Below are 20,733 nucleotides of genomic sequence, written 5' to 3'. Positions count from 1 at the left end.
TAAAAAAAAATGCTAATTTAAACTGATAACAAAATTGATAGCAGTTTAAATTAGCACAAATTAAGAATTCTAATTTACAATTTAGAATGATATTTTATTAACAGATAATGGAGGTAAAACGATAATTTCTGTTCCCTCATTAATTAGTGTTAAAGGACTTTCATCCATATTTAAAAGCTTGTTGTCTTGAAGACTATCAAAAGATAATGCTTCGTGTTTTTTAGATGCATCAGAAACTACTCCGTCTACTTTTACTCTAAACGGAACACTTCTAACTGTTTTATTAACTGCATAAACAATTGTTTCTCCATTTTTTGTAACTGCTTTAGCTTCTACTGCATTTACATCTGTATCTAAAATTCTTGTTGAAATAGTAGACTCGTAAACCTCACTGTTTTCAAATACATCACGTGTAATTTCATATACTGCTCCATAACCAGTTTTTTTCATATTCGCTAAAGATTTATCACCTTCAAAAGTGTACATAGGGTTTTCGTCTAATAAACCATTCCATTCTGCACGCTCGTATAAATCTTGATTTTCAAACAAATACATATAAACATCTGCTTGCCCTAAAAAAGATGCTGCATTTAAACCACAACTTACACCCCATTCTGATAACCAAATTGGTTTTTGATCTTCTCCTAGAAAACTTAATGCAAAATCAGAAGATTCTTTAAGAGTTAATCTACTATTTAAAATAGTTTTATATGCATCTGGAGATTTTACAACATCTTCTGTTGTATTTTCAACTTCAATATTTCTATGTAATGAAATTGCATCATAAAAACTTTTTCCAAAAAATCCTACCTGAAGATTATAAGCCGCATCCTCATTATCTCTCCACCCATAAGGTACAGCAATCTTTAAATTAGGTTTTTCATTTTTTAAAGCTGTTGCAATTTGACTTGCAAAACGACCAAAAAATATTGTAGAGCTTGTTCTTCCTGCACGTTGATCTTCAAAATATTGTTCGTTACCTAACTCTACATATTGCACATCAAATCCTTTAGCTTCTCTATCTTTTAATCTTTCTAAAGACTTAGCAGGTGAGTCATAATTAACATTATATGTAAAAAGGGTATTAAAGGCCAATTCATCATGTAATGTTTTCATACCAGGAAATCCTGTTGTAGTATTATTTGCTGCCCAATCATCCATAACTCCTCTATGAAAATCACCAATATCGTAAGAATCAGTAGCGTCATATTCAGAAATATCTTTTTCCCAATTATACCAATTAGCCCAAACACCATTTGGAAAATGAACCGTAACTGGTTTTAAAAATCTAATAATTTCTTTCTCTTCATTGCTTGAAAAACCGCCAAAATTAGCTCCTAATAAAAGATTATTAGCCGTAAATTTAGAAGAAGTATTAATGCTTAATGTTGCCGTTGTCATTTTATCTGACTTGTAAGGGTATCCTGTTTTATCTGCAAAAGGCAAATCTAAACCAGTAAACCAACCGTCTCCTGTAGCCGAATTTGCTCCTGTAACATCGTCATCTACTTCACTAGTACAAGAAAATGAGATAACACATAATAACAATATGTAAGTGATTTTTTTCATTTTTAGTTTTATTTATTAATTTAATTACTTATTCTGTAAATTTAGTTTACCAAACAAATAAAACCATCCTGCACTATACTGTAAAATTCACAATATTATAGCACCTTAAGGTTTTATTTTTCGATCTTAATGAAACTTTTTTTTGTCTCGTTTAAATTGATTGTTGTATTTAAATTATGCAATTAAAACAATCCTATTTATAGAATTAAAAAGGCTATCTAATAAAATTAGATAGCCTCTTAAAATATATTAAATCTAAACTTATTTAGATATTAATGTTTTACTTGTATAAGGTGTTTTTAAAATATAAATTCCTTTTGCAATTTGAGATAAATCTACAGAAGTACCTTCTCCTTTTAACATTTTAACTCCTAAAACGTTATAAACTTCCCATTTGCTTTCTTCACTTAAATTAAATACTCCTCCAATAGCTGGGTTTGGGTATGCAGATAAGCTACTACCTTTAGCTTCTGCATCATCTACACTAGCTGTATCTGTTGAATCTAAAGTAAAAGAAACATAATCAAAATTTGGTCCACCATCTAACGTTCTAAATCTAAATACATAAGTACCTGCCTCTAAAACAAAAGGTTGTGAATCATGAGAATCTCTAAAGATATACCCTCCATCATCTGGATCATTTGTAGAAGCCAACGTTCCATCAGCTGCATCTGCACTTGTTGCATTAAATATAGTTTGAGCAGGTGCTGATAAATCTTCTATAGAATGCTTAGCGATTTGGTATCTTTTGTTTGCACCAAAACTTCTAAAATTTAAATTTAAATGATATGTACCAGAAGTAACCACCTCAATAGTGATTAGTTGATACTCTCCACCTTGAACCCCTGTAATTACATAACCACTAGTACCATCATCATAAGCTATATCTACAATATCTACTTCACCTGTTGGTCTATAAGTTCCTGCTACATCTCCTCCTGCATTATTTCCAGGAACACCGTTACCACCTGCACTTTTATCATAGTAAGTACCAAAAGCATCCGCTGAAAAATTAGCCCCAATATTAAAACCATCAGGAAATCCTTGTAAACCATCAAAGTCTTCTAATTGAATTTTATCACTAACACCTACTGCTGTACCAATTTTTTGAGCAGTACCTCCAAAAGGTTCACCAAAATATTGTTGTGCTTGAGACGTTTGAGCTCCTAAAAGAGCTAATGCACCTATAAATAGCGCTTTGTGTAATTTTGTTTTCATAAGTTTTTTATTATTAATTAATACTCGTTTCAACAAATATATTCTCGCATTCTAATAATTGCATCCTGTACTATACTGCTATGTGTTTTAATTTAACACAAATGTGATTAAAATTGATATTTTTTTACTACAAAAAAGATATATAGATTATACTTTATTGGGATAATCCACAAAATATACCCTTTCAAACTACACTTATTTAATTTTAAAAAAAATCATAATCAGAAAATAAATTATCTTTTTAATGAAAAATTTGTTAATTATTTTTAAAAGTTGTTATTAAAAGACTCTCCCACCTACCTCGTGCCCAAGCAGTACCATTACCTTCTGGTATTAACCCATTTGTATGGGTATTAGAAGATACAGCAATGGCATCTCCTTGGTTTATTTTTATATTTTTAAAGATTACTTGTTCTTTTTTATAATCGTTGTCTTTGTTTACAGCTGAATTTTGGTAAGTACCTACTAAATATTTATTTACAAAAACATGGTAAGTACACTCTCCATCAAACTCTGCCAGTGTATTTAAAGTAATATTATAAGCACCATCTTTACCTGTAAAAATTGTTTCAGCTTTTGCAAACTTATCTCTATCTACTACTACCGATGCTTTAATTGCTAGTGCTTTTCTTACTTTATCCTTATAATAATGTACTTCGCCTGCATTTATATTAGCAAAATCTTTAATTGCTAAATACGTATACTTTTCTGTAATTTCATCGTCATTAATAGACTCTGATTCTGTTACATTGGCTCTTGCCACGTGGTTTTCTATTGTTGTTTTAAAAAATAAAATTCTATCAACATTAAATCGTTTAGAACGCCCAGACATTATCAATGTATAAATTTCTCCTGCTTTAAATTTAAATATTGCTTTTGGCTGCACATGTTTTTTATCATAATTGGTACCCCATCCCCATTTTCCATTACCTCCTCTACCTACAAATAACTTGGTATTATTTTGCATCCAACTAATATCTTTAGGTCCATTAACCCCCACAGTATAATCTCCTTCTACTCTAAACCATGCATCATTAGCCCAATCTCTTTCTTCACCTTTTAACAATCTAGATCTACCTCTTACCTGTAAAGCGTAATCCCCTGCTTGCAAAATTTTAAATCTATAAATTAACGGTGATTCTGCGGCACCAACCCCAGTAACTTCACCTCCTAAATACTCTATATAACCTGTGCCCGAATAATTATTGAAATGTGTACTTACCCCCCATTTACCTAATGGAGAAGTTGTGTTTTCTGCCTCCATCATTACAATTCCATCTTTTTCTACATATACTTTTTGCGAGAATATACTTAAGGTTGATCCTAATAAAAAAAAGAGAATTACACTATTATAAAAACCTTTTCCTTTTAGCTTGTTTTTTTCTAATATGCTCATTTTATAAAATATAAATGGTTGATAAATTTTTATTTGTTAATACCAAAGATAATTAGCAAACAATGTAATTGTGTCCTTTACTATACTGTAACAAAAGAGAGTACTATATCTCTGTTTAATTTAAAGTAATTCTTATACAAAACAGCCCAATACGTTTTAAAATAAAACGTATTGGGCTGTTAAAATTAACTCTAATAATAAATATTGGCTATATCAAATCAAATTGTCTTGGCAACCAAAGTGTTAATTCTGGGAAGTATGTAATTAATAACAATATGGCTATCATCACCAAAAATAAAGGTAACAAGGGTTTTATTACTTGCTGAATTTTTAAATCTGCAACACTACAACCTACAAAAAGCACAGAACCAACTGGTGGGGTACATAACCCAATACAAAGATTCATAATCATAATAATTCCAAAATGAATTGGATCCATTCCTAATTCTGTAACAATTGGTAGAAAAATTGGTGTAAAGATTAATACAGCAGGAGTCATATCCATAAACACACCTACAAATAATAATATTAAATTGATGATAATTAAAATTACAATTGGGTTATCACTAATTGATAATAATGTGTTACTAATTTCCTGCGGAATGTTTTCGTAACTCATTACCCAAGACATTGCAATAGATGTTGCTATTAATAACAATACAATTGCCGATGTTTTTACTGTTTCTAATAATATTGGCGAAATATCTTTAACTGTAATTTCTTTATATAAAAAACCTAAAACCAGAGTATAAATTACAGCAATTGCAGATGCTTCTGTAGCCGTAAAAATACCAGCTACAATTCCACCAATAACTACAACTAACAACATTAAACTTGGTAAAGCTGCTATAAAACGTTTAAAAAACTCTCTAAAACTAACTAATTTATCTGTTGGATATTTCTTTATAATCGAATAAATTAAAGCAACAATCATTAATGCTAAACCAATTAATAAACCTGGTACATAACCTGCAATAAATAAGGCAGCAATAGAAACACCACCACTTGCCAAAGAATATACAATTAATACGTTACTTGGCGGAATTATTAAGCCAGTAGTTGCACTTGTAATATTTACGGCAGCACTAAAAGATTTATCATAGCCATCTTTTTCCATCATTGGGTTCATAAACCCTCCAATAGCAGATGCTGCAGCCACTGCAGATCCAGAAATAGCCCCAAAAAGCATACAAGATATAATATTTACAAAAGCCAAACCTCCAGGAAGTGGGCCTACAATTGCCTTTGCAAAATTAATTAACCTAACGGCAATTCCACCTCTATTCATTATTTGACCTGCCAATATAAAAAATGGTATTGCAGACAATGTAAAACTATCTAAAGAGGTTGCCATTCTCTGCGCTAATGTAGTTACCGATGGCAAAAAAGGCATGGCACTTAATAGCGTAAACAAAGCAGCTAAACCAATTGCATATGCAATTGGAACTCTTAATGATAAGAAAATTAAAAAGCTGGTAACTAAAATTAAAACTTCAACTAAATTCATATCTTTTAAGCTTTATTTAATTTTCTTTTATTGATAAATGTATCTAAACTGTAATAACTAATTAGAATTCCAGAAATAGGAACCACTAAATAAATGAAGCCTAAAGGAATTTCTAAAGTTGCTGATGTTTGCCCAAATTGAAAACTTAATTGGCACAATCTAACACCACCAATAACCATAACTGTAAAAGCAAAAACAAAAGTGGATAAGTAAACAATTGCGTCAAATAAATTTTGTTTTCTTTCTACCACTTTTTCAGGAATTAAATCTATTGCCAAATGCAAATGCTTACCTGTTGCATATGCTGCACCTAACAACCCTAACCAAATTAAAGAGAAACTAGAAATTTCATCTGTAATAGTACTTGGGTTTCGTAAAATAAATCTAGAAAACACCTGCCAAACAACGCTTAATAACATTAATGCTAAAATAAAAAGCACTAATTTTTCTAATATATTATCAATTTTAGCTCTCATTATTGTTGGTTTTTTATGGAAATAATTAATGATTTCATTTCTTCATTATCAGAAAACATCTCTAATATTCCTTTGGTTTGTTCTTCAAAAGGTTTTTTATCTGGATAAAAAATTTGCACACCTGCTTTTTTAACTGCTGCCAAAGACGCTGTTTCTGATGCTCCCCATAATTTTCTTTGTGCTATGGTACTTTCTGCAACGGCCTCTTTTAACCATCCTCTTTCTTGTTCGTTTAAACGACTATAAGTATCTGTACCAATTAATAATACATCGGGTACAGAGGTATGCTCATCTAAAGAATAAAACTTACAAACTTCATAATGTTTGGAGGTATAAAAACTTGGTGGATTATTTTCTGCACCATCTACAACTCCCTGTTGTAAGGCTGTATATAATTCTCCCCAAGAAATTGGTGTTGGAGACCCGCCTAAATCGTTAATCATAGCAACTGCCATGTTACTTTTTTGCACTCTAATTTTTTTACCAGTTAAATCATTAGGCGTTTTTATAGGGCTTTCTTTCATATAAAAACTTCTACTTCCTGCATCATAAAAAGTTAAACCACGTAATCTAAATTTTTCTCCTTTTAATAATAAACGTTCACCAATCTCACTATCAAAAACACTAAATGTATGCGCCTTGTTTCTAAACATATATGGCACACTAAACACTTTATATTCTGGAATAAAATTTTCTAAAACTGCTGCAGAAACCTTTGTAATATCTAAACTACCTATTTGCAACAATTCTAAACATTCTCTTTCTCCACCTAATTGACTACTTGGATAAATATTAACAATTAATTTACCGCCCGACTTTTCTTTTAGTTTTTCTCCTAAAATAACCATGGCTTTGTGCACCGGGTGCTGCGTATCTAAACCATGGGCTAATTTTAAAACTTTTGTTGTTTTTTCTGTCTTACATCCAACTAAAAATAAAGAAAGAGTGATGAGTAAAACGGTAAAAAAAGTATTCCTATTTATCATTATATATTGATTTATAGTATTTTTATTATCAATGGATTATTAATCTTTTTGGCAAATCCTTCTAAATAAGACTCCCAATCTGTTTGCGTTTTAAATTGATTACTCTTTTTCCAACCAAAGCCTGCGTAATAAATTACTTTTTGATCAATAACTTTTAGATTTGTAAAGAAATTACTTTCATCCTTTTTTGAGGTAAGATATACTTCTGAATTGATAAAATAAGCATCTGAAGCTACAACACCTTGCCCTAATTCTGAATCATCTAAAGGTTCCCAATAGCTTATCCAATTATTATTGTCAGCTGTTTTACCATCCTTTTTATGTAAGGTTAACCCAACTGAAATGGTATCTGTACCTTTTAAAGCTACCTCATAACGAGATAAATTTTGACCATAATCTAAAGAAATGTGTTTGGTTTCTGTAATCTCTTTTCCATTTGCATCCCAATTAGCATAGGTTAAAACAAAACTTGTTCTAATAGGTCCTGTGGTAATTGTTTTATAGCTTGTAAAATTTTTAGAAAAATAATAAGACGTATCTACTTTAACTGCAATTCCGCCAACTCCTCTACTAACTCCAACATGAAAATTATCTAAACCTTCACCATGATCTTTATGGTATGCACCTTTTTCTGTTTCGGCTTTTTTGTACCATTTATTAATAATTGGATAATCAACTCGTTTTAACCAAGCATCCATTCCACTTGTTAAAGTACCTCCTTTTACACCGTCTTCAATCATTTTTTGAGCTACTGGTCCAAAAGTTCTAAAGGCAACTCTATTGTTTTCCCAGGCATAATCGTCTGTTCTTTCTGGTACAAAACGAGAATAACAAGTTTCTAGCACAGCATCTTGTTTCTGGTCTGAACTTAATAAAAGATACTTTTTAGTTGAATTTGCTTCTATTTTTGGTTGAAATAATAATACATCATTTTTTCCATCGAAATTAGTATCAACTAATTGAAAAATAATTTTTTCTTCAGAATTTTCTTCAGAAATCTTATAATTTTTAACCTCAAAATTAGAAATATCTATTTCTACGGTTTCAAATTCTCTATCAATATTGAGTGCATTTTTTATTTCAATAGTTGAAAGTACTTGTGCTTTTTTATCACAATTGATAAAAAGAGATAATGCTAAAAAAAATAGGGCTACTTTTTTCATTATTCTTCGTTTGAAGGTTTACCAATAGTTGCCAAAATACCACCATCAACATATAAAATATGTCCGTTTACAAAATCACTCGCTTTAGATGATAAGAAAATTGTTGCACCAGCCAAATCATTTGGATCTCCCCATTTTTTTGCTGGTGTTCTATTTACTATAAAATCGTTAAACGGATGTCCGTCTACACGAATAGGAGCTGTTTGCGAAGTTGCAAAATACCCTGGTCCAATTCCGTTTACCTGTACATTAAAACGTGCCCATTCTGTAGCCATGTTCTTGGTTAACATTACTAAACCACCTTTTGCTGCTGCATAGGCACCAACGGTATTTCTACCCAACTCACTCATCATAGAGCAAATATTAATGATTTTACCTGCTTTACGCGCTATCATTCCTTTAACAACGTGTTTAGAAACAATAAAAGGACTCACCAAATCTATATCTATTACTTGTTTAAAGTCGGCCACTTCCATATCTACTAATGGTGTTCTTTTAATAATACCAGCATTATTTACTAGAATATCAATAGCACCAACTTCTTCTTCAATCTTTTTTATACTAGCAATTACTTGTGTTTCATCGGCTACATTAAACTTGTAACCAAACGCTGTAATTCCTTCTTTTTGATATGCTGCAACCGCATTATCAATTTTTTCTTGTGATGAATTTCCATTCACAACAATCGTAGCACCAGATTTACCCAAACCCATTGCCATTGCCATTCCTAAACCATGCGTTGCCCCTGTTACTAAAGCAACTTTTCCTGTAATATCAAATAAAGTTTGTGACATTTTTTTTATCTTAAATCTGTTATTTTAGCTACATCCATATCGTTGTAATCTAAATTTTCTCCTGCCATTCCCCAAATAAATGTATAATTTGATGTTCCTGATCCAGAGTGAATTGACCAAGGTGGAGAAATTACTGCTTGGTGATTTTGCATCCAAATATGACGTGTTTCTTGTGGTTGTCCCATAAAGTGACATACCGCTTGATCTTGAGGAATATCTAAATAATAATACACTTCCATTCTTCTATCATGCACATGTGCTGGCATTGTGTTCCAAACAGAACCTGTTTTTAACTCTGTCATCCCCATTTGTAATTGACAAGTAGTTACAATACCTCCAATAATCATTTGGTTTACCGTTCTGTGATTTGCTGTTTCTAAACTTCCTAATTCTATTTTATTAGCAGCTTCTTTTGTAACATGTTTTGTTGGAAATGCAGTATGTGCTGGTGCAGAATTGATATAAAATTTTGCAGGGTTATTAGCATCATCACTAGTAAAAACAACATCTTTTGCACCTTTACCAATGTATAAAGCATCTTTATGATTCATTTTAAAAACGTCTCCATCAACAGAAATACTTCCGCTAGCTCCTGCATTTATAATCCCCATTTCTCTTCTTTCTAAGAAAAAATTAGCTTTTAAAGGATCTATAGTTTCTAATTTTAATGGTGCTGTTGGTACTGCTCCACCAGCAATATATCTATCGTAATGTGTATATGTTAGTTTTATTTTTCCTGCTTCCATTAAATCAGGAATTAAAAACTCGTCTCTTAATTCTTGAGTATCGTATTTTTTTACTGTTTGCGGACTTGAAGCGTATCTTGTTTCGAAAGTTGTTGCCATAATATTTTATTTTATAATTTTTTACCTCATAAGTTTTTAAACTTATGAGGTGTAATTTTTATTCTTTTTATAATGAACGTCTAATTCCTAATTCTAATCCTCGTAATTCTGCCAAACCACGCAAGCGACCAATACCAGAGTAACCTGGATTTGTTTTTTTCTTTAAATCGTCTAACATTTTATGACCATGATCGGGTCTAAAAGGCATTCTTACATCTTGCCTACCAGCAGCAATTCTTTTTTGCTGTTCTAAAATTAAAGCTTTCATTACAGCATACATATCTACGTCTCCGTCTAAATGATCTGCTTCATGAAAATTACCTTCTGCATCTCTTTTTGTTGCACGTAAATGAATAAAGTGTATTCTATCTCCTAAACGCTCTACCATACCTGCTAAATCGTTATCTGCTCTTACACCAAAAGAACCTGTACAAAAAGTTAACCCGTTATTTTGTGAAGGAACAGCCTCGTATAAATCTACAATATCTTGCTCTGTAGATACCACTCTAGGTAAACCTAAAATAGGAAAAGGAGGATCATCTGGATGAATGCACATTAAAACACCTGCTTGTTCTGCAGCAGGAATAATTTCTGATAAAAATGAAAATAGATTGGCTTTTAATTCTGTTGGACCTACGTTTTTATACGTTGCCAAAATAGCATTAAACTCTTCTAAAGAATATCCTTCTTCTGCCCCAGGTAAACCTGCAATAATATTTCTGATTAATCTTTTTTGATCTTCTGCGGATGCATTCTTTAAAAAATCTGCTGCTTTTTGTTTCTGAGCATCAGAATATTCATTTTCCGCACCTGGTCTTTTTAACAAATACAATTCGAAAGCGGCAAAAGCAGCTGCTTCAAAACGCAATGCTGTAGAATTATCAGACACTTCATAATCTAAGTTTGTACGTGTCCAATCTAAAACGGGCATAAAATTGTAACAAACAATATCAATACCACATTTACCTAAATTTAAAAGTGTTTCCTTATAATTATCAATATACAATTGATAATTACCAGACTTTGTTTTAATGTTTTCATGAATTGGCACAGACTCTACTACAGACCATGTTAATCCTACATTTTCTATAATATCTTTTCTTTTGGTGATTTCTTCAACCGTCCAAACTTCACCATTTTTAATATGATGTAATGCAGAAACAACACCTGTTGCTCCCGATTGTTTTATATCAGATAAAGAAACTGGGTCGTTAGGTCCATACCAACGCCAAGTTTGTTCTAAATTTTGTCTCATTTTATTACTTTTTATTAAACACCGCTATAAGCTGCAAACCCACCATCAATTGGCACTACAACACCTGTTACAAATTTTGAACCTTCACCACACAACCATAATGTAGTACCTACTAAATCTTCTGGTTCTCCATAACGGCTCATTGGTGTTTGATCTATAATTTGTTGCCCTCTTTGTGTTAAGCTTCCGTCTGTTTCTGTTAACAAACTTCTGTTTTGATCTGTTAAGAAAAAACCAGGAGCCAATGCGTTTACACGAATACCTACTTTAGAAAAATGAACTGCCAACCATTGTGTAAAATTAGAAACGGCTGCTTTTGCCCCACTATAAGCTGGTATTTTTGTTAATGGAGTAAATGCATTCATAGAAGAAATATTTAAAACAGAACACCCTTCTCTACCAACCATATCTGTTGCAAAAACCTGAGTTGGAATTAAAGTTCCTAAAAAGTTTAAGTTAAATGTAAACTCGATTCCTTTTGGATCTAAATCGAAAAAAGTTTTAAAACCTTCTGTTTTATTTGCTAAATCTTCTAATTCTAAAAACGGATTTGAAGTAGTCCCTAAAGGATGGTTACCTCCTGCTCCATTAACCAAAATATCTACTTTACCAAAAGCTTCATTTACCACTTTTTTAGCCTCTATTAAAGAATCTTTTTCTAAAACATTAGCGGCAACACCTATTGCTTTTCCTCCTGCACTATTAATTTCTTTAGCTACTTTATCTGCAGCATCTTTTCTTAAATCTAAAACAGCAACATTATTTCCTTGCTTTGCAAGTGCCAATGCCAATGTGCTGCATAAAACTCCTCCAGCTCCAGTTAATACAATTGTTTTATTCATTATTAAACTTCTTAATTTATTAAAATTATTAATTGTGTGTTTTCGTGTGCGTACACAAATGTAACAAAAAAAAATCGTGTGCGTACACTAAATTATTATTTTTTTACCTAAATTGCCTAAAATTAAGAAGAAGACCTTATCCAGTTTTTTTTCACAAAAACCAACATAAAACACTAGAGATTACCACTTTAAAAATGATTACAATAAAAGATATTGCAAAAGAAGCCAACGTTTCTGAAGGTACTGTAGATAGAGTGATACACAACAGAGGTGGTGTTTCTAAAAAAACAGAAACTAGAATCAGAAAAATACTAGATCATCATAATTTTAGTGTAAACCCTGTTGCTAGTGCTCTTGCAATGAAAAACAAACACCAAATATCAGTTCTTATTCCTGAGTATAAAGAGGATGACCTTTTTTGGAAATCACCCTACTTGGGCATCTTAAAAGCTGCTGACGATGTTAAGAGTTATGGGGTACAAATTAATATTTTTACATTTAATCAATACGATCCTCTTTCTTATTTTAATACTTTTAGAACTTTATTAGCCACAAACCCAACAGCGGTTATAATGGTTCCTAATTTTTCAAAAGAAACGCATACAATTGTTACTCAATTAGAAACGTTAAACATTCCTTACTTATTTTTAAATATTGATATTAAAGGTTTTAACAACATCGCTTATGTTGGTCAAGATTCTTATACCGCAGGTTATATTGCTGGTAAATTAATGCATTTTAACACTCCAAAACCCTCAGAGTTTTTAATTATTCAATCTAGATATAATATTACCAAAAACAATGCTGTTTCTAATAGAATTAAAGGTTTTAATGACTATTTTTTAAAAAATAAAATTAATTCTAAAACTCAAACTTTAAAAATTGAAAATTTAAATAATACTCTAGAAACAAAAGAAATAATAAACAACTACTTAAAAATTCATACAGAAATTAAAGGAATTTTTGTACCATCGAGTAGAATTTATATTGTAGTTGAATGTCTAGAAAAGAGCCATTTAAAAAACATAGATTTAATTGGTTTTGACAATACACCACAAAACACCGAGTGCTTATTAAACGACCACGTGTCTTTTTTAATCTCTCAAAAACCTTTTGATCAAGGTTATGAAGCTATCAGATTATTTTCTGATTACTTAATTTATAATAAAATACCAAATGCTAAAATTCATCTTCCAATAGATATTCTTATTAAAGAAAATGTAAAATATAATATGCAAAATGATTTTATTCATGAAAGTGATTTACAAAAATCTTCATAAAAAGCATATTATTCATACTTAACCTTTTATCTTAAAACTACAAGTCTAATTTATGAATATTAAACATCTATTATTTGTTTTCTCTTTTACGATAAATTGCTTTTTTAGTTATTCTCAATCAGAAGAAATTCAATTTAACCATATATCTACTTCAGATGGGCTCTCGCAAAGTTCTGTGATTGCAATTCATCAAGATAAATTGGGACAAATGTGGTTTGGCACAAGAGATGGTTTAAATAAATATGATGGTAATACTTTTACCATTTATAGAAATATCCCTGGAGACAAAAACTCTATAAGTAACAACGATGTATCATCGATAGTAGAAGATAAAGATGGCTTTATTTGGATTGGTACTTACAATGGTTTAAATAAATACGACCCAAAAAAAAATACTTTTACCAACTATTTACATAACAATAAAACAAACTCTTTAAGCAACAATACTATTTGGGATATTAAAGAAATGTCTAACGGTGAAATCTGGATAGCAACCTCTAACGGACTATCTATCTACAATAAAAAAACAGACTATTTTGTAAATCTCTATCATAACAATGCAAATAACCAAAGTTTAGCAAGTAATTTCGTTTCATCAATATTAGAAACTAAAGAAAACACCATTTACATTGGCACAAATAAAGGATTAAGCATAGTAACTAATAGAATAAAAGAGGCTTTTACTTTTAAGAATTACACAGATATTCATATTCAACAATTAATAGAAAATGTAGATAAAACCATTTTAATTGCCACCAAAAACAAAGGCGTTTTATTTTTTAATCCTATTAAAAAAGATGTAAAAAACTTTTTATCAGAGAGCAATCAAAAAAAAGTATTTAATGATGTTAGACAACTTATTTTTGATCGCAAAAATCAACTTTGGATAGGTACTTACAACGGTTTATACATTCTTGATAAAAACAAAAAAATACAAACCTTAAAAAACAATACAAACAATTCTAAAAGCTTAAGTAAAAATAGTATTAAATCTATACTAAAAGACAAAAAAGGATCTATTTGGGTGGGCACCTATTACGGAGGTGTAAATATTTGGGATGAAGAAAACAGTAATTTTATTAATTTTTCTGAGAACAATAACTTAAAAAAAATTAACTACAATGTTATTAGTTCTATTGAAACCTATAATAATTTATTATTTTTTGGAACCGAAGGAAAAGGAGTAAATATTTTTAATACAAAAACAAATAATTTAAAATATTTAGACCAAAACAACAATTCTATTTTACCTAATAAAAACATAAAATCTCTTTTTGTTGATAAAAACTTACTATGGATTGGTACCTTTAGTAATGGCATTGCCATTTACGATTTAGACAAAAAAAATATAAAAAATGATGAAAGCACAAAAGTAATTATAGATTTATTACAAGATAAAAATGTGTATTCCATAAAAAAAGATTCAGAAAAAACGCTTTGGTTTGGTGTATTTGGTTTTGGTGTTGTTAAGTATAATACAAAATTAAAAAGCTATAAAATATTTAAAAACATTTTTTCTGATGATGATTCTTTAACAAATAATTTAGTAAGATCTTTAACCATAGACTCTAAAAATAACGTTTGGGTTTGTACACAAAGAGGATTAAATAAAATTACAAATAATCATAAAATTCAAAGATATTTTTATGATAATAATACGCAATCTGGCGATGACATTTCTACCGTTTTTGAAGACAAAAACAAAACAATTTGGGTAGGCACAAAGGCAAAAGGCTTGTTTAAACTAGAAGGTAGTATTTTTAAAAAGATTGCCATTCATGGTAAAAAAAACAATATCTCTAATGTTCATAGTATTTTAGAAGACGAAGAAAAAAATCTTTGGATTAGTACTAACGAAGGAATAATTAAATACAATATAGACACAAAAAAATCAACAACATACAATCAAAAAGACGGATTAATAAGTAATGAATTTAATGACAACTCAAGCCTAAAAATTAAACCTTCTCAATTCTATTTTGGCGGACCAAATGGGGCAACTTCTTTTAACACAGATAACCTTAAAACAAACAACTATATTCCACAAGTTTTAATAACAGATTTTAAAATAAAAAATAAATCTGTAAAAGTTAAAGATGCTTCTAACATTTTAAAAAACACAATTGGTTATACAGAGCATATTTCTTTGTCTTATGAAGAAGGAAACTTTTCTATTTACTTTTCAATTCCTAACTTTATTAATGCAAAAAATAACACCTACCAATATCGCTTAAAGGGATTAGAAAAAGAGTGGATATTTACCTCAGATAATTCAGCATCTTATACACTACAAAATCCTGGAAATTATATTTTTGAAGTAAAAGGAGCCAATAATGATGGCTTTTGGAACACAAAACCCACCATACTAAATATAAATGTTAGTCCTGCACCTTGGAGAAGTTGGTGGGCTTTTTTGTTATATGGATGCATTATTGCCACGGCACTTTATTTTTTAATTCAAATACAAAAATCTAAAACACAATTAAAATATAAATTAGATTTAGAACTTTTAGAAAACACAAAAATTGAAGAGAATAATAGAGCTAAACTAGAATTCTTTACAAATATTTCTCATGAGTTTAGAACTCCCCTTACCTTAATACTAGGCCCTTTACAACAAATACTAACAAACTACAAAGGCAATAGTAAAATGTATAAAAAGTTATTGGTTGTAGAAAATAGTGCAAAACATTTACTACAATTAATTAACCGATTAATGGATTTTAGAAAGCTCGAAAAAAATCTTTTTAAATTAGAAGCCGCAGAAGGTAATATTGTAAAATTCTTAAAAGAAATCTTTTTATCATTCTCTGAATACGCTAAAAATGGAAATTACGATTTTAACTTTCACACTACAGATGACAACATATTAGTTTATTATGATCGCTATAAATTAGAACGTGTTTTTTATAACTTAATTTCTAACGCATTTAGATACACCCCACAAAATGGATCAATACAGATACATGTAAAAAAAGAAAACAATACCGTTATTATATCTGTAGAAGATACAGGTGTTGGAATATCCGAAGAAAATAAACAAAAAATATTTGATCGTTTTTTTGAAGTTACCGCAAACAATAATCCAGAAAAAGATTACAATAAAGGAACTGGAATTGGTTTATCTATTGCAAAAAATATTGTAACCCTTCATAAAGGAAACCTAGAGGTTAAAAATAATAAAAATGATAAAGGTTCTATTTTTAGTGTAATTATACCTTTAGGAAAACATCATTTAAATGAAGATGAAATTATACAAAACTTTAAATTTAGCGATGATGTTTCTCAATACATTACACAACTAAATGAACCCGTTGTTATTTTAGAAGATAATTTATCTGATAAAATAACCGACCCAAACAAAGACACTATTCTACTCGTAGAAGATAACAAGCCTTTGCGTAAATTTATGAAAGATTTGCTAAAAGAAAATTACAATATTTTAGAAGCAGAAAATGGAGAAATTGCATTAAATATTGCTATAAAAAATGTACCAAATCTTATTGTAAGTGATGTAATAATGCCTGTAATGGTAGGTACAGAACTTTGTTCTGAAATTAAAAGCAACATAAAAACAAGCCATATTCCTATTATTCTTCTAACCTCTAGGTCTTCCTTAATTTATAAATTAGAAGGTTTAGAAAGTGGTGCAGATTCTTACATCAGTAAACCTTTTAATGTTGATGAATTTAAAATAAAAATTAAAAATTTATTAAATACAACTAATCGACTAAAAGAAAAATTTTCTAGTAGTGAGGCACTATTTCAAAATGAACTTGTAATTTCTTCTTTAGACGAAAAATTATATAAAAAAGCCTTAAAAATTGTAGAAGCCAATATTTCTAATGAAGAATTTGATATTCCTTATTTTTGTTCGGAATTAGGTGTTAGTAGAACGATGCTTTTTATAAAAATTAAAGCATGGACTAACTTTACCCCAAATGATTTTATTCAACATTTTAGAATGAAACGTGCCACACAATTACTAGAACAGGGTAAAATTAATGTTTCTGAAATTAGTTGTAAAGTTGGCTTTAAAAATCCTAAATATTTTAGCAAATGCTTTGTTAAAAAATTTGGAGAAACCCCTACTCAATATTCAAATAAATTTTCTAACTACTAGTTAGCAATATATTTTTTACTTTAATACGCCTCTATATATAAAGGTTTGTACGTTTTTACTACCTATTCTGTATTTCTATTTCAGGAGTTTAAATTAATTTTATAAAAAAAGGAAATAACCTTTTAATTAAAGTACTATTCATATACATAGTATTTTTTTTAAGTGCATTTCTCTTTAATTTTAATACTGTAAACCATTATGGTTTACTATTTTTTTAATCAATTAATATCTAATTTTATGTCAAAAAAAAATTCAATTAAAAAGCTTTCGCTTTTCTTCTTACTTTTTGTGCCATTGGTCGTAATGTCTCAACAAAAAGTAACGGGTACAGTAACAGATAAGGTCACAGGGAGCCTTATTCCAGAAGTAACAATTCAAGTAAAAGGAACAACAATTGGTACTGTCACAGATTTTGATGGATTTTATACTATTACAACAAAAAAAGCTGATGATATATTAATTTTTAGCTATTTAGGTTATGAAAAACAAGAAGTAATGGTTAATGGAAAAACAACTATTAATATTGCTTTAGTAGAAAATTCAAATGCACTAGATGAAATTGTAGTAGTAGGTTATGGTTCTCGTAAAAAAAGTGACATAACAGGGTCTGTATCTTCTGTAAAATCAGAAGAATTAAACGCTTTTCCTGTTTTAAATGCAGCACAAGCTTTACAAGGTAGAGCTGCTGGTGTGGTTGTACAATCTAACAATGGGGGTGAGCCTGGAGCGCCAATCAATATAAAAATTAGAGGAAACACTTCTATTAACGCAAGTAGTTCTCCTCTAATTGTTGTAGATGGTTTTGTAGGCGCAACAATGCCACAACCAAACGACATTGAGTCTATGGAAGTTTTAAAAGATGCCTCTGCAACTGCCATCTATGGTTCTAGAGGTTCTAATGGGGTTGTAATGGTAACTACCAAAAAAGGTAGAACTGGTAAAATATCTGTAGAATTTAATACTAATTACTCTGTACAAAACACCGCAAATGAGTTAGATTTATTAAATGCAACTGAATTTGGAGCTTATCAAACAGCAATAAACCCAGGGTACACAAAAGGAACTGCTAATACAAATTGGCAAGATTTATTATATAGAGCAGGTACTACACAAAACCATCAATTTTCTTTTTCTGGTGGAAGTGAAAACATTAACTTTTATGCTTCTGCTACTTATTTTAAACAAGAAGGTGTTATTATAAACTCTCAATTTGAAAAAGTATCTTTCTTATCAAATATTGATGCACAAGTAACTGATAAATTAAAATTAGGGTTAAATCTTTTTGGCAGTAGAGGCGATAAAAACGGAGTGCCTACACAATCTACAGGTGAAACTGCTAATGGTGGTGGAGATGATGTTGTGTCTTTAAGCTTTCGTTTTTCTCCTGATTTAGGTATCTTAGATGCAAACGGCCAAAATACTGTTAATTCTATAGGTGATAACGTAGATAATCCATACGCAATTGCAACAGAAGGGATTAATGAAACAAAAACAGATAATTTTAGAGCCAACATGTATGCTAATTATGATATTTTAGAAAACCTTGCTTTTAAAACTACTTTTGGTTTAAGTACTGCTAACGGTACAGAAGGTGTTTTTAGACCCTCTACATTAATTACTACTGCTGGTGGTAGTACAGGTGGTAGAGCTACAATTACAAACTATAAAAGAACCACCGTATTAAGTGAAAATTACTTAACTTATAATACAGAAATAGGTAAAGGTAACTTAACTTTATTAGCAGGTTATTCTTATCAAAAAACATCTACAGATCGTTTTTCTGCAGGAGCAGAAGGGTTTACATCTGATTCTTTCTCTTATTATAATTTAGGGTCTGGAGCAACACAATTAATTCCAACATCATCTTTATCAGAATCAGAAATTCAATCTCAATTTGGTAGGGTAAACTACGATTATAATGATAAATATTTAATAACAGCTACTGTAAGAAGAGATGGTGCCTCTAATTTTGCTGCCAATGAAAAATATGCCATTTTCCCTTCTGGTGCTTTAGGTTGGAAAATTTCTAATGAAAACTTCTTAAAAGAAAGCAAAACGATTTCTAATTTAAAGTTAAGAGCAAGTTACGGTGTTACTGGTAATCAATCTATTGCTCCTTATCAATCATTATCTAGTTTTGGTTCTGTATATACTCCTATAAATGGATCAACAGTAATTAATGTTACCCCAAACCAAGTTGCTAATCCTAATTTAAAATGGGAATCTTCTTACCAAACAAATGTTGGTTTAGATTTAAGTATGTACAATAGTAAAGTTTCTCTTTCCTTAGATTATTATAATATAAATACTAAAGATCTTATTATACAAGATTCTAGTCAACCACAATATTTAGGTTTTCTAACTCCGGCTAGTTTAAGAAATGTTGGTGAGGTAAATAACAAAGGTTTTGAAATTACTTTAAATACAAGAAATATAAGTAACGACAATTTTACTTGGACAACAGACTTTAACTGGTCTACCAATAAAAATAAATTTGTTACATTATTAAATGGTCAAGATATATTTCAAGATGCCTCTCCTGGTTATTTTAACATACCACGTACACATGTTTTAAGAGAAGATGAAGCTGTGGGTGTTTTTTGGGGGTATGAATACCAAGGAGTTTACCAAGGAGGTAATTTACCTGCAGGAACTGCAATTTTAGCAGGAGCAACAGCAGGAGATCAATTATTTACAGATGTTGATGGTAGTGGCGAAATAACTACTGCAGATCAAAAAATAATAGGAGACCCTAACCCAGATTGGACCATGGGTATTACAAATAATTTTACCTATAAAAACTTTGATTTAAATATCTTTTTTCAAGGATCTTATGGTGGAGACATTATGAATCTAACGAATGTACAGTTAGCTAATGGAGATTCTAATACAACTAGAGATTTGTTTAATAATGCTTGGACACCAACAAACACAGATACAAATGTACCTTCTGCTAAACTTAGAGGAAAACAAATTTCATCTCGTTTTGTAGAAGACGGTAGCTATATTAGATTAAAAAATATAGCATTGGGTTATAATTTACCATCAAGTGTAACAGAAAAATTAGGGATGGATAATGTAAGGTTAGCTATTAGCGGACAAAATTTATTGACTTTTACTAATTACTCAGGGTTAGATCCAGAGGTAAGCTACTTTGGTGCTGGAGGAGGAAATAGTTCTGATAGTAATACTTTTAATGGCTTTGATTTTGGTAATTATCCAACAGTACAATCTGTTAACTTTAGTCTTAATATAAAATTTTAATCCATAATTTAAAAA

Annotated in this window: 14 protein-coding genes; 3 read left to right on the top strand and 11 right to left on the bottom strand. The window is 30.2% G+C overall.

What is annotated here, in order from left to right:
• Window positions 1-81: 81 nt before the first annotated feature.
• The 11 genes from WG951_RS00640 to WG951_RS00590 all read right to left on the bottom strand — a co-directional run bounded on the left by WG951_RS00640 (window position 82) and on the right by WG951_RS00590 (window position 12,051).
• Window positions 82-1,569 (bottom strand): hypothetical protein, encoded by a 1,488-nt coding sequence (locus tag WG951_RS00640; protein ID WP_105048287.1) that lies wholly within the window; start codon window positions 1,567-1,569, stop codon window positions 82-84.
• Between the two features lie 261 nt (window positions 1,570-1,830).
• Entirely contained in the window at window positions 1,831-2,787 is a 957-nt protein-coding gene (locus WG951_RS00635; RefSeq protein WP_105048286.1) for a T9SS type A sorting domain-containing protein, read from the bottom strand.
• 256 nt (window positions 2,788-3,043) lie between these two features.
• The gene (locus WG951_RS00630) at window positions 3,044-4,183 is read right to left on the bottom strand and encodes a hypothetical protein (protein ID WP_105048285.1); all 1,140 of its coding nucleotides are present in this window, start codon (window positions 4,181-4,183) and stop codon (window positions 3,044-3,046) included.
• A gap of 208 nt (window positions 4,184-4,391) precedes the next feature.
• On the bottom strand, window positions 4,392-5,690 hold the full coding sequence (locus tag WG951_RS00625) for a TRAP transporter large permease (RefSeq protein ID WP_105048284.1): 1,299 nt from the start codon (window positions 5,688-5,690) through the stop codon (window positions 4,392-4,394).
• A 5-nt stretch (window positions 5,691-5,695) separates the two neighbouring features.
• The gene (locus WG951_RS00620) at window positions 5,696-6,166 is read right to left on the bottom strand and encodes a TRAP transporter small permease (protein WP_233269921.1); all 471 of its coding nucleotides are present in this window, start codon (window positions 6,164-6,166) and stop codon (window positions 5,696-5,698) included.
• Window positions 6,166-7,152, bottom strand: coding sequence for a TRAP transporter substrate-binding protein (locus WG951_RS00615; RefSeq protein ID WP_105048283.1), 987 nt, complete (start codon window positions 7,150-7,152; stop codon window positions 6,166-6,168). The genes WG951_RS00620 and WG951_RS00615 overlap by 1 nt, the downstream gene beginning before the upstream one ends.
• Window positions 7,153-7,163: 11 nt before the next feature.
• Window positions 7,164-8,315 (bottom strand): DUF4861 family protein, encoded by a 1,152-nt coding sequence (locus WG951_RS00610; protein WP_105048282.1) that lies wholly within the window; start codon window positions 8,313-8,315, stop codon window positions 7,164-7,166.
• Window positions 8,315-9,109 (bottom strand): gluconate 5-dehydrogenase, encoded by a 795-nt coding sequence (locus WG951_RS00605; RefSeq protein WP_105048281.1) that lies wholly within the window; start codon window positions 9,107-9,109, stop codon window positions 8,315-8,317. The genes WG951_RS00610 and WG951_RS00605 overlap by 1 nt, the downstream gene beginning before the upstream one ends.
• Before the next feature lie 5 nt (window positions 9,110-9,114).
• Window positions 9,115-9,954: a 5-dehydro-4-deoxy-D-glucuronate isomerase gene (gene kduI / locus WG951_RS00600; RefSeq protein ID WP_105048280.1), complete on the bottom strand. Its 840-nt coding sequence runs from the start codon at window positions 9,952-9,954 to the stop codon at window positions 9,115-9,117.
• A gap of 67 nt (window positions 9,955-10,021) precedes the next feature.
• Window positions 10,022-11,209: a mannonate dehydratase gene (gene uxuA / locus WG951_RS00595; RefSeq protein WP_105048279.1), complete on the bottom strand. Its 1,188-nt coding sequence runs from the start codon at window positions 11,207-11,209 to the stop codon at window positions 10,022-10,024.
• Window positions 11,210-11,223: 14 nt separating this feature from the next.
• On the bottom strand, window positions 11,224-12,051 hold the full coding sequence (locus tag WG951_RS00590; RefSeq protein WP_105048278.1) for an SDR family oxidoreductase: 828 nt from the start codon (window positions 12,049-12,051) through the stop codon (window positions 11,224-11,226).
• 194 nt (window positions 12,052-12,245) lie between these two features.
• Here WG951_RS00590 and WG951_RS00585 point away from each other — a divergent pair, with 194 nt between their 5' ends.
• The 3 genes from WG951_RS00585 to WG951_RS00575 all read left to right on the top strand — a co-directional run bounded on the left by WG951_RS00585 (window position 12,246) and on the right by WG951_RS00575 (window position 20,718).
• Window positions 12,246-13,331 (top strand): substrate-binding domain-containing protein, encoded by a 1,086-nt coding sequence (locus WG951_RS00585; protein ID WP_105048277.1) that lies wholly within the window; start codon window positions 12,246-12,248, stop codon window positions 13,329-13,331.
• Window positions 13,332-13,383: 52 nt separating this feature from the next.
• A complete protein-coding gene (locus WG951_RS00580; protein WP_105048276.1) occupies window positions 13,384-17,454 on the top strand; it encodes a hybrid sensor histidine kinase/response regulator in 4,071 nt (1,356 codons plus the stop codon).
• A 237-nt stretch (window positions 17,455-17,691) separates the two neighbouring features.
• Window positions 17,692-20,718, top strand: coding sequence for a SusC/RagA family TonB-linked outer membrane protein (locus WG951_RS00575; RefSeq protein ID WP_105048275.1), 3,027 nt, complete (start codon window positions 17,692-17,694; stop codon window positions 20,716-20,718).
• Window positions 20,719-20,733 lie beyond the last annotated feature (15 nt).

This window comes from Polaribacter butkevichii (genome assembly GCF_038024105.1).
Classification (GTDB): domain Bacteria; phylum Bacteroidota; class Bacteroidia; order Flavobacteriales; family Flavobacteriaceae; genus Polaribacter; species Polaribacter butkevichii.
The sequence above is the reverse complement of the archived record's forward strand: the minus strand, read 5'-3'. Positions and strand labels throughout refer to the sequence as shown.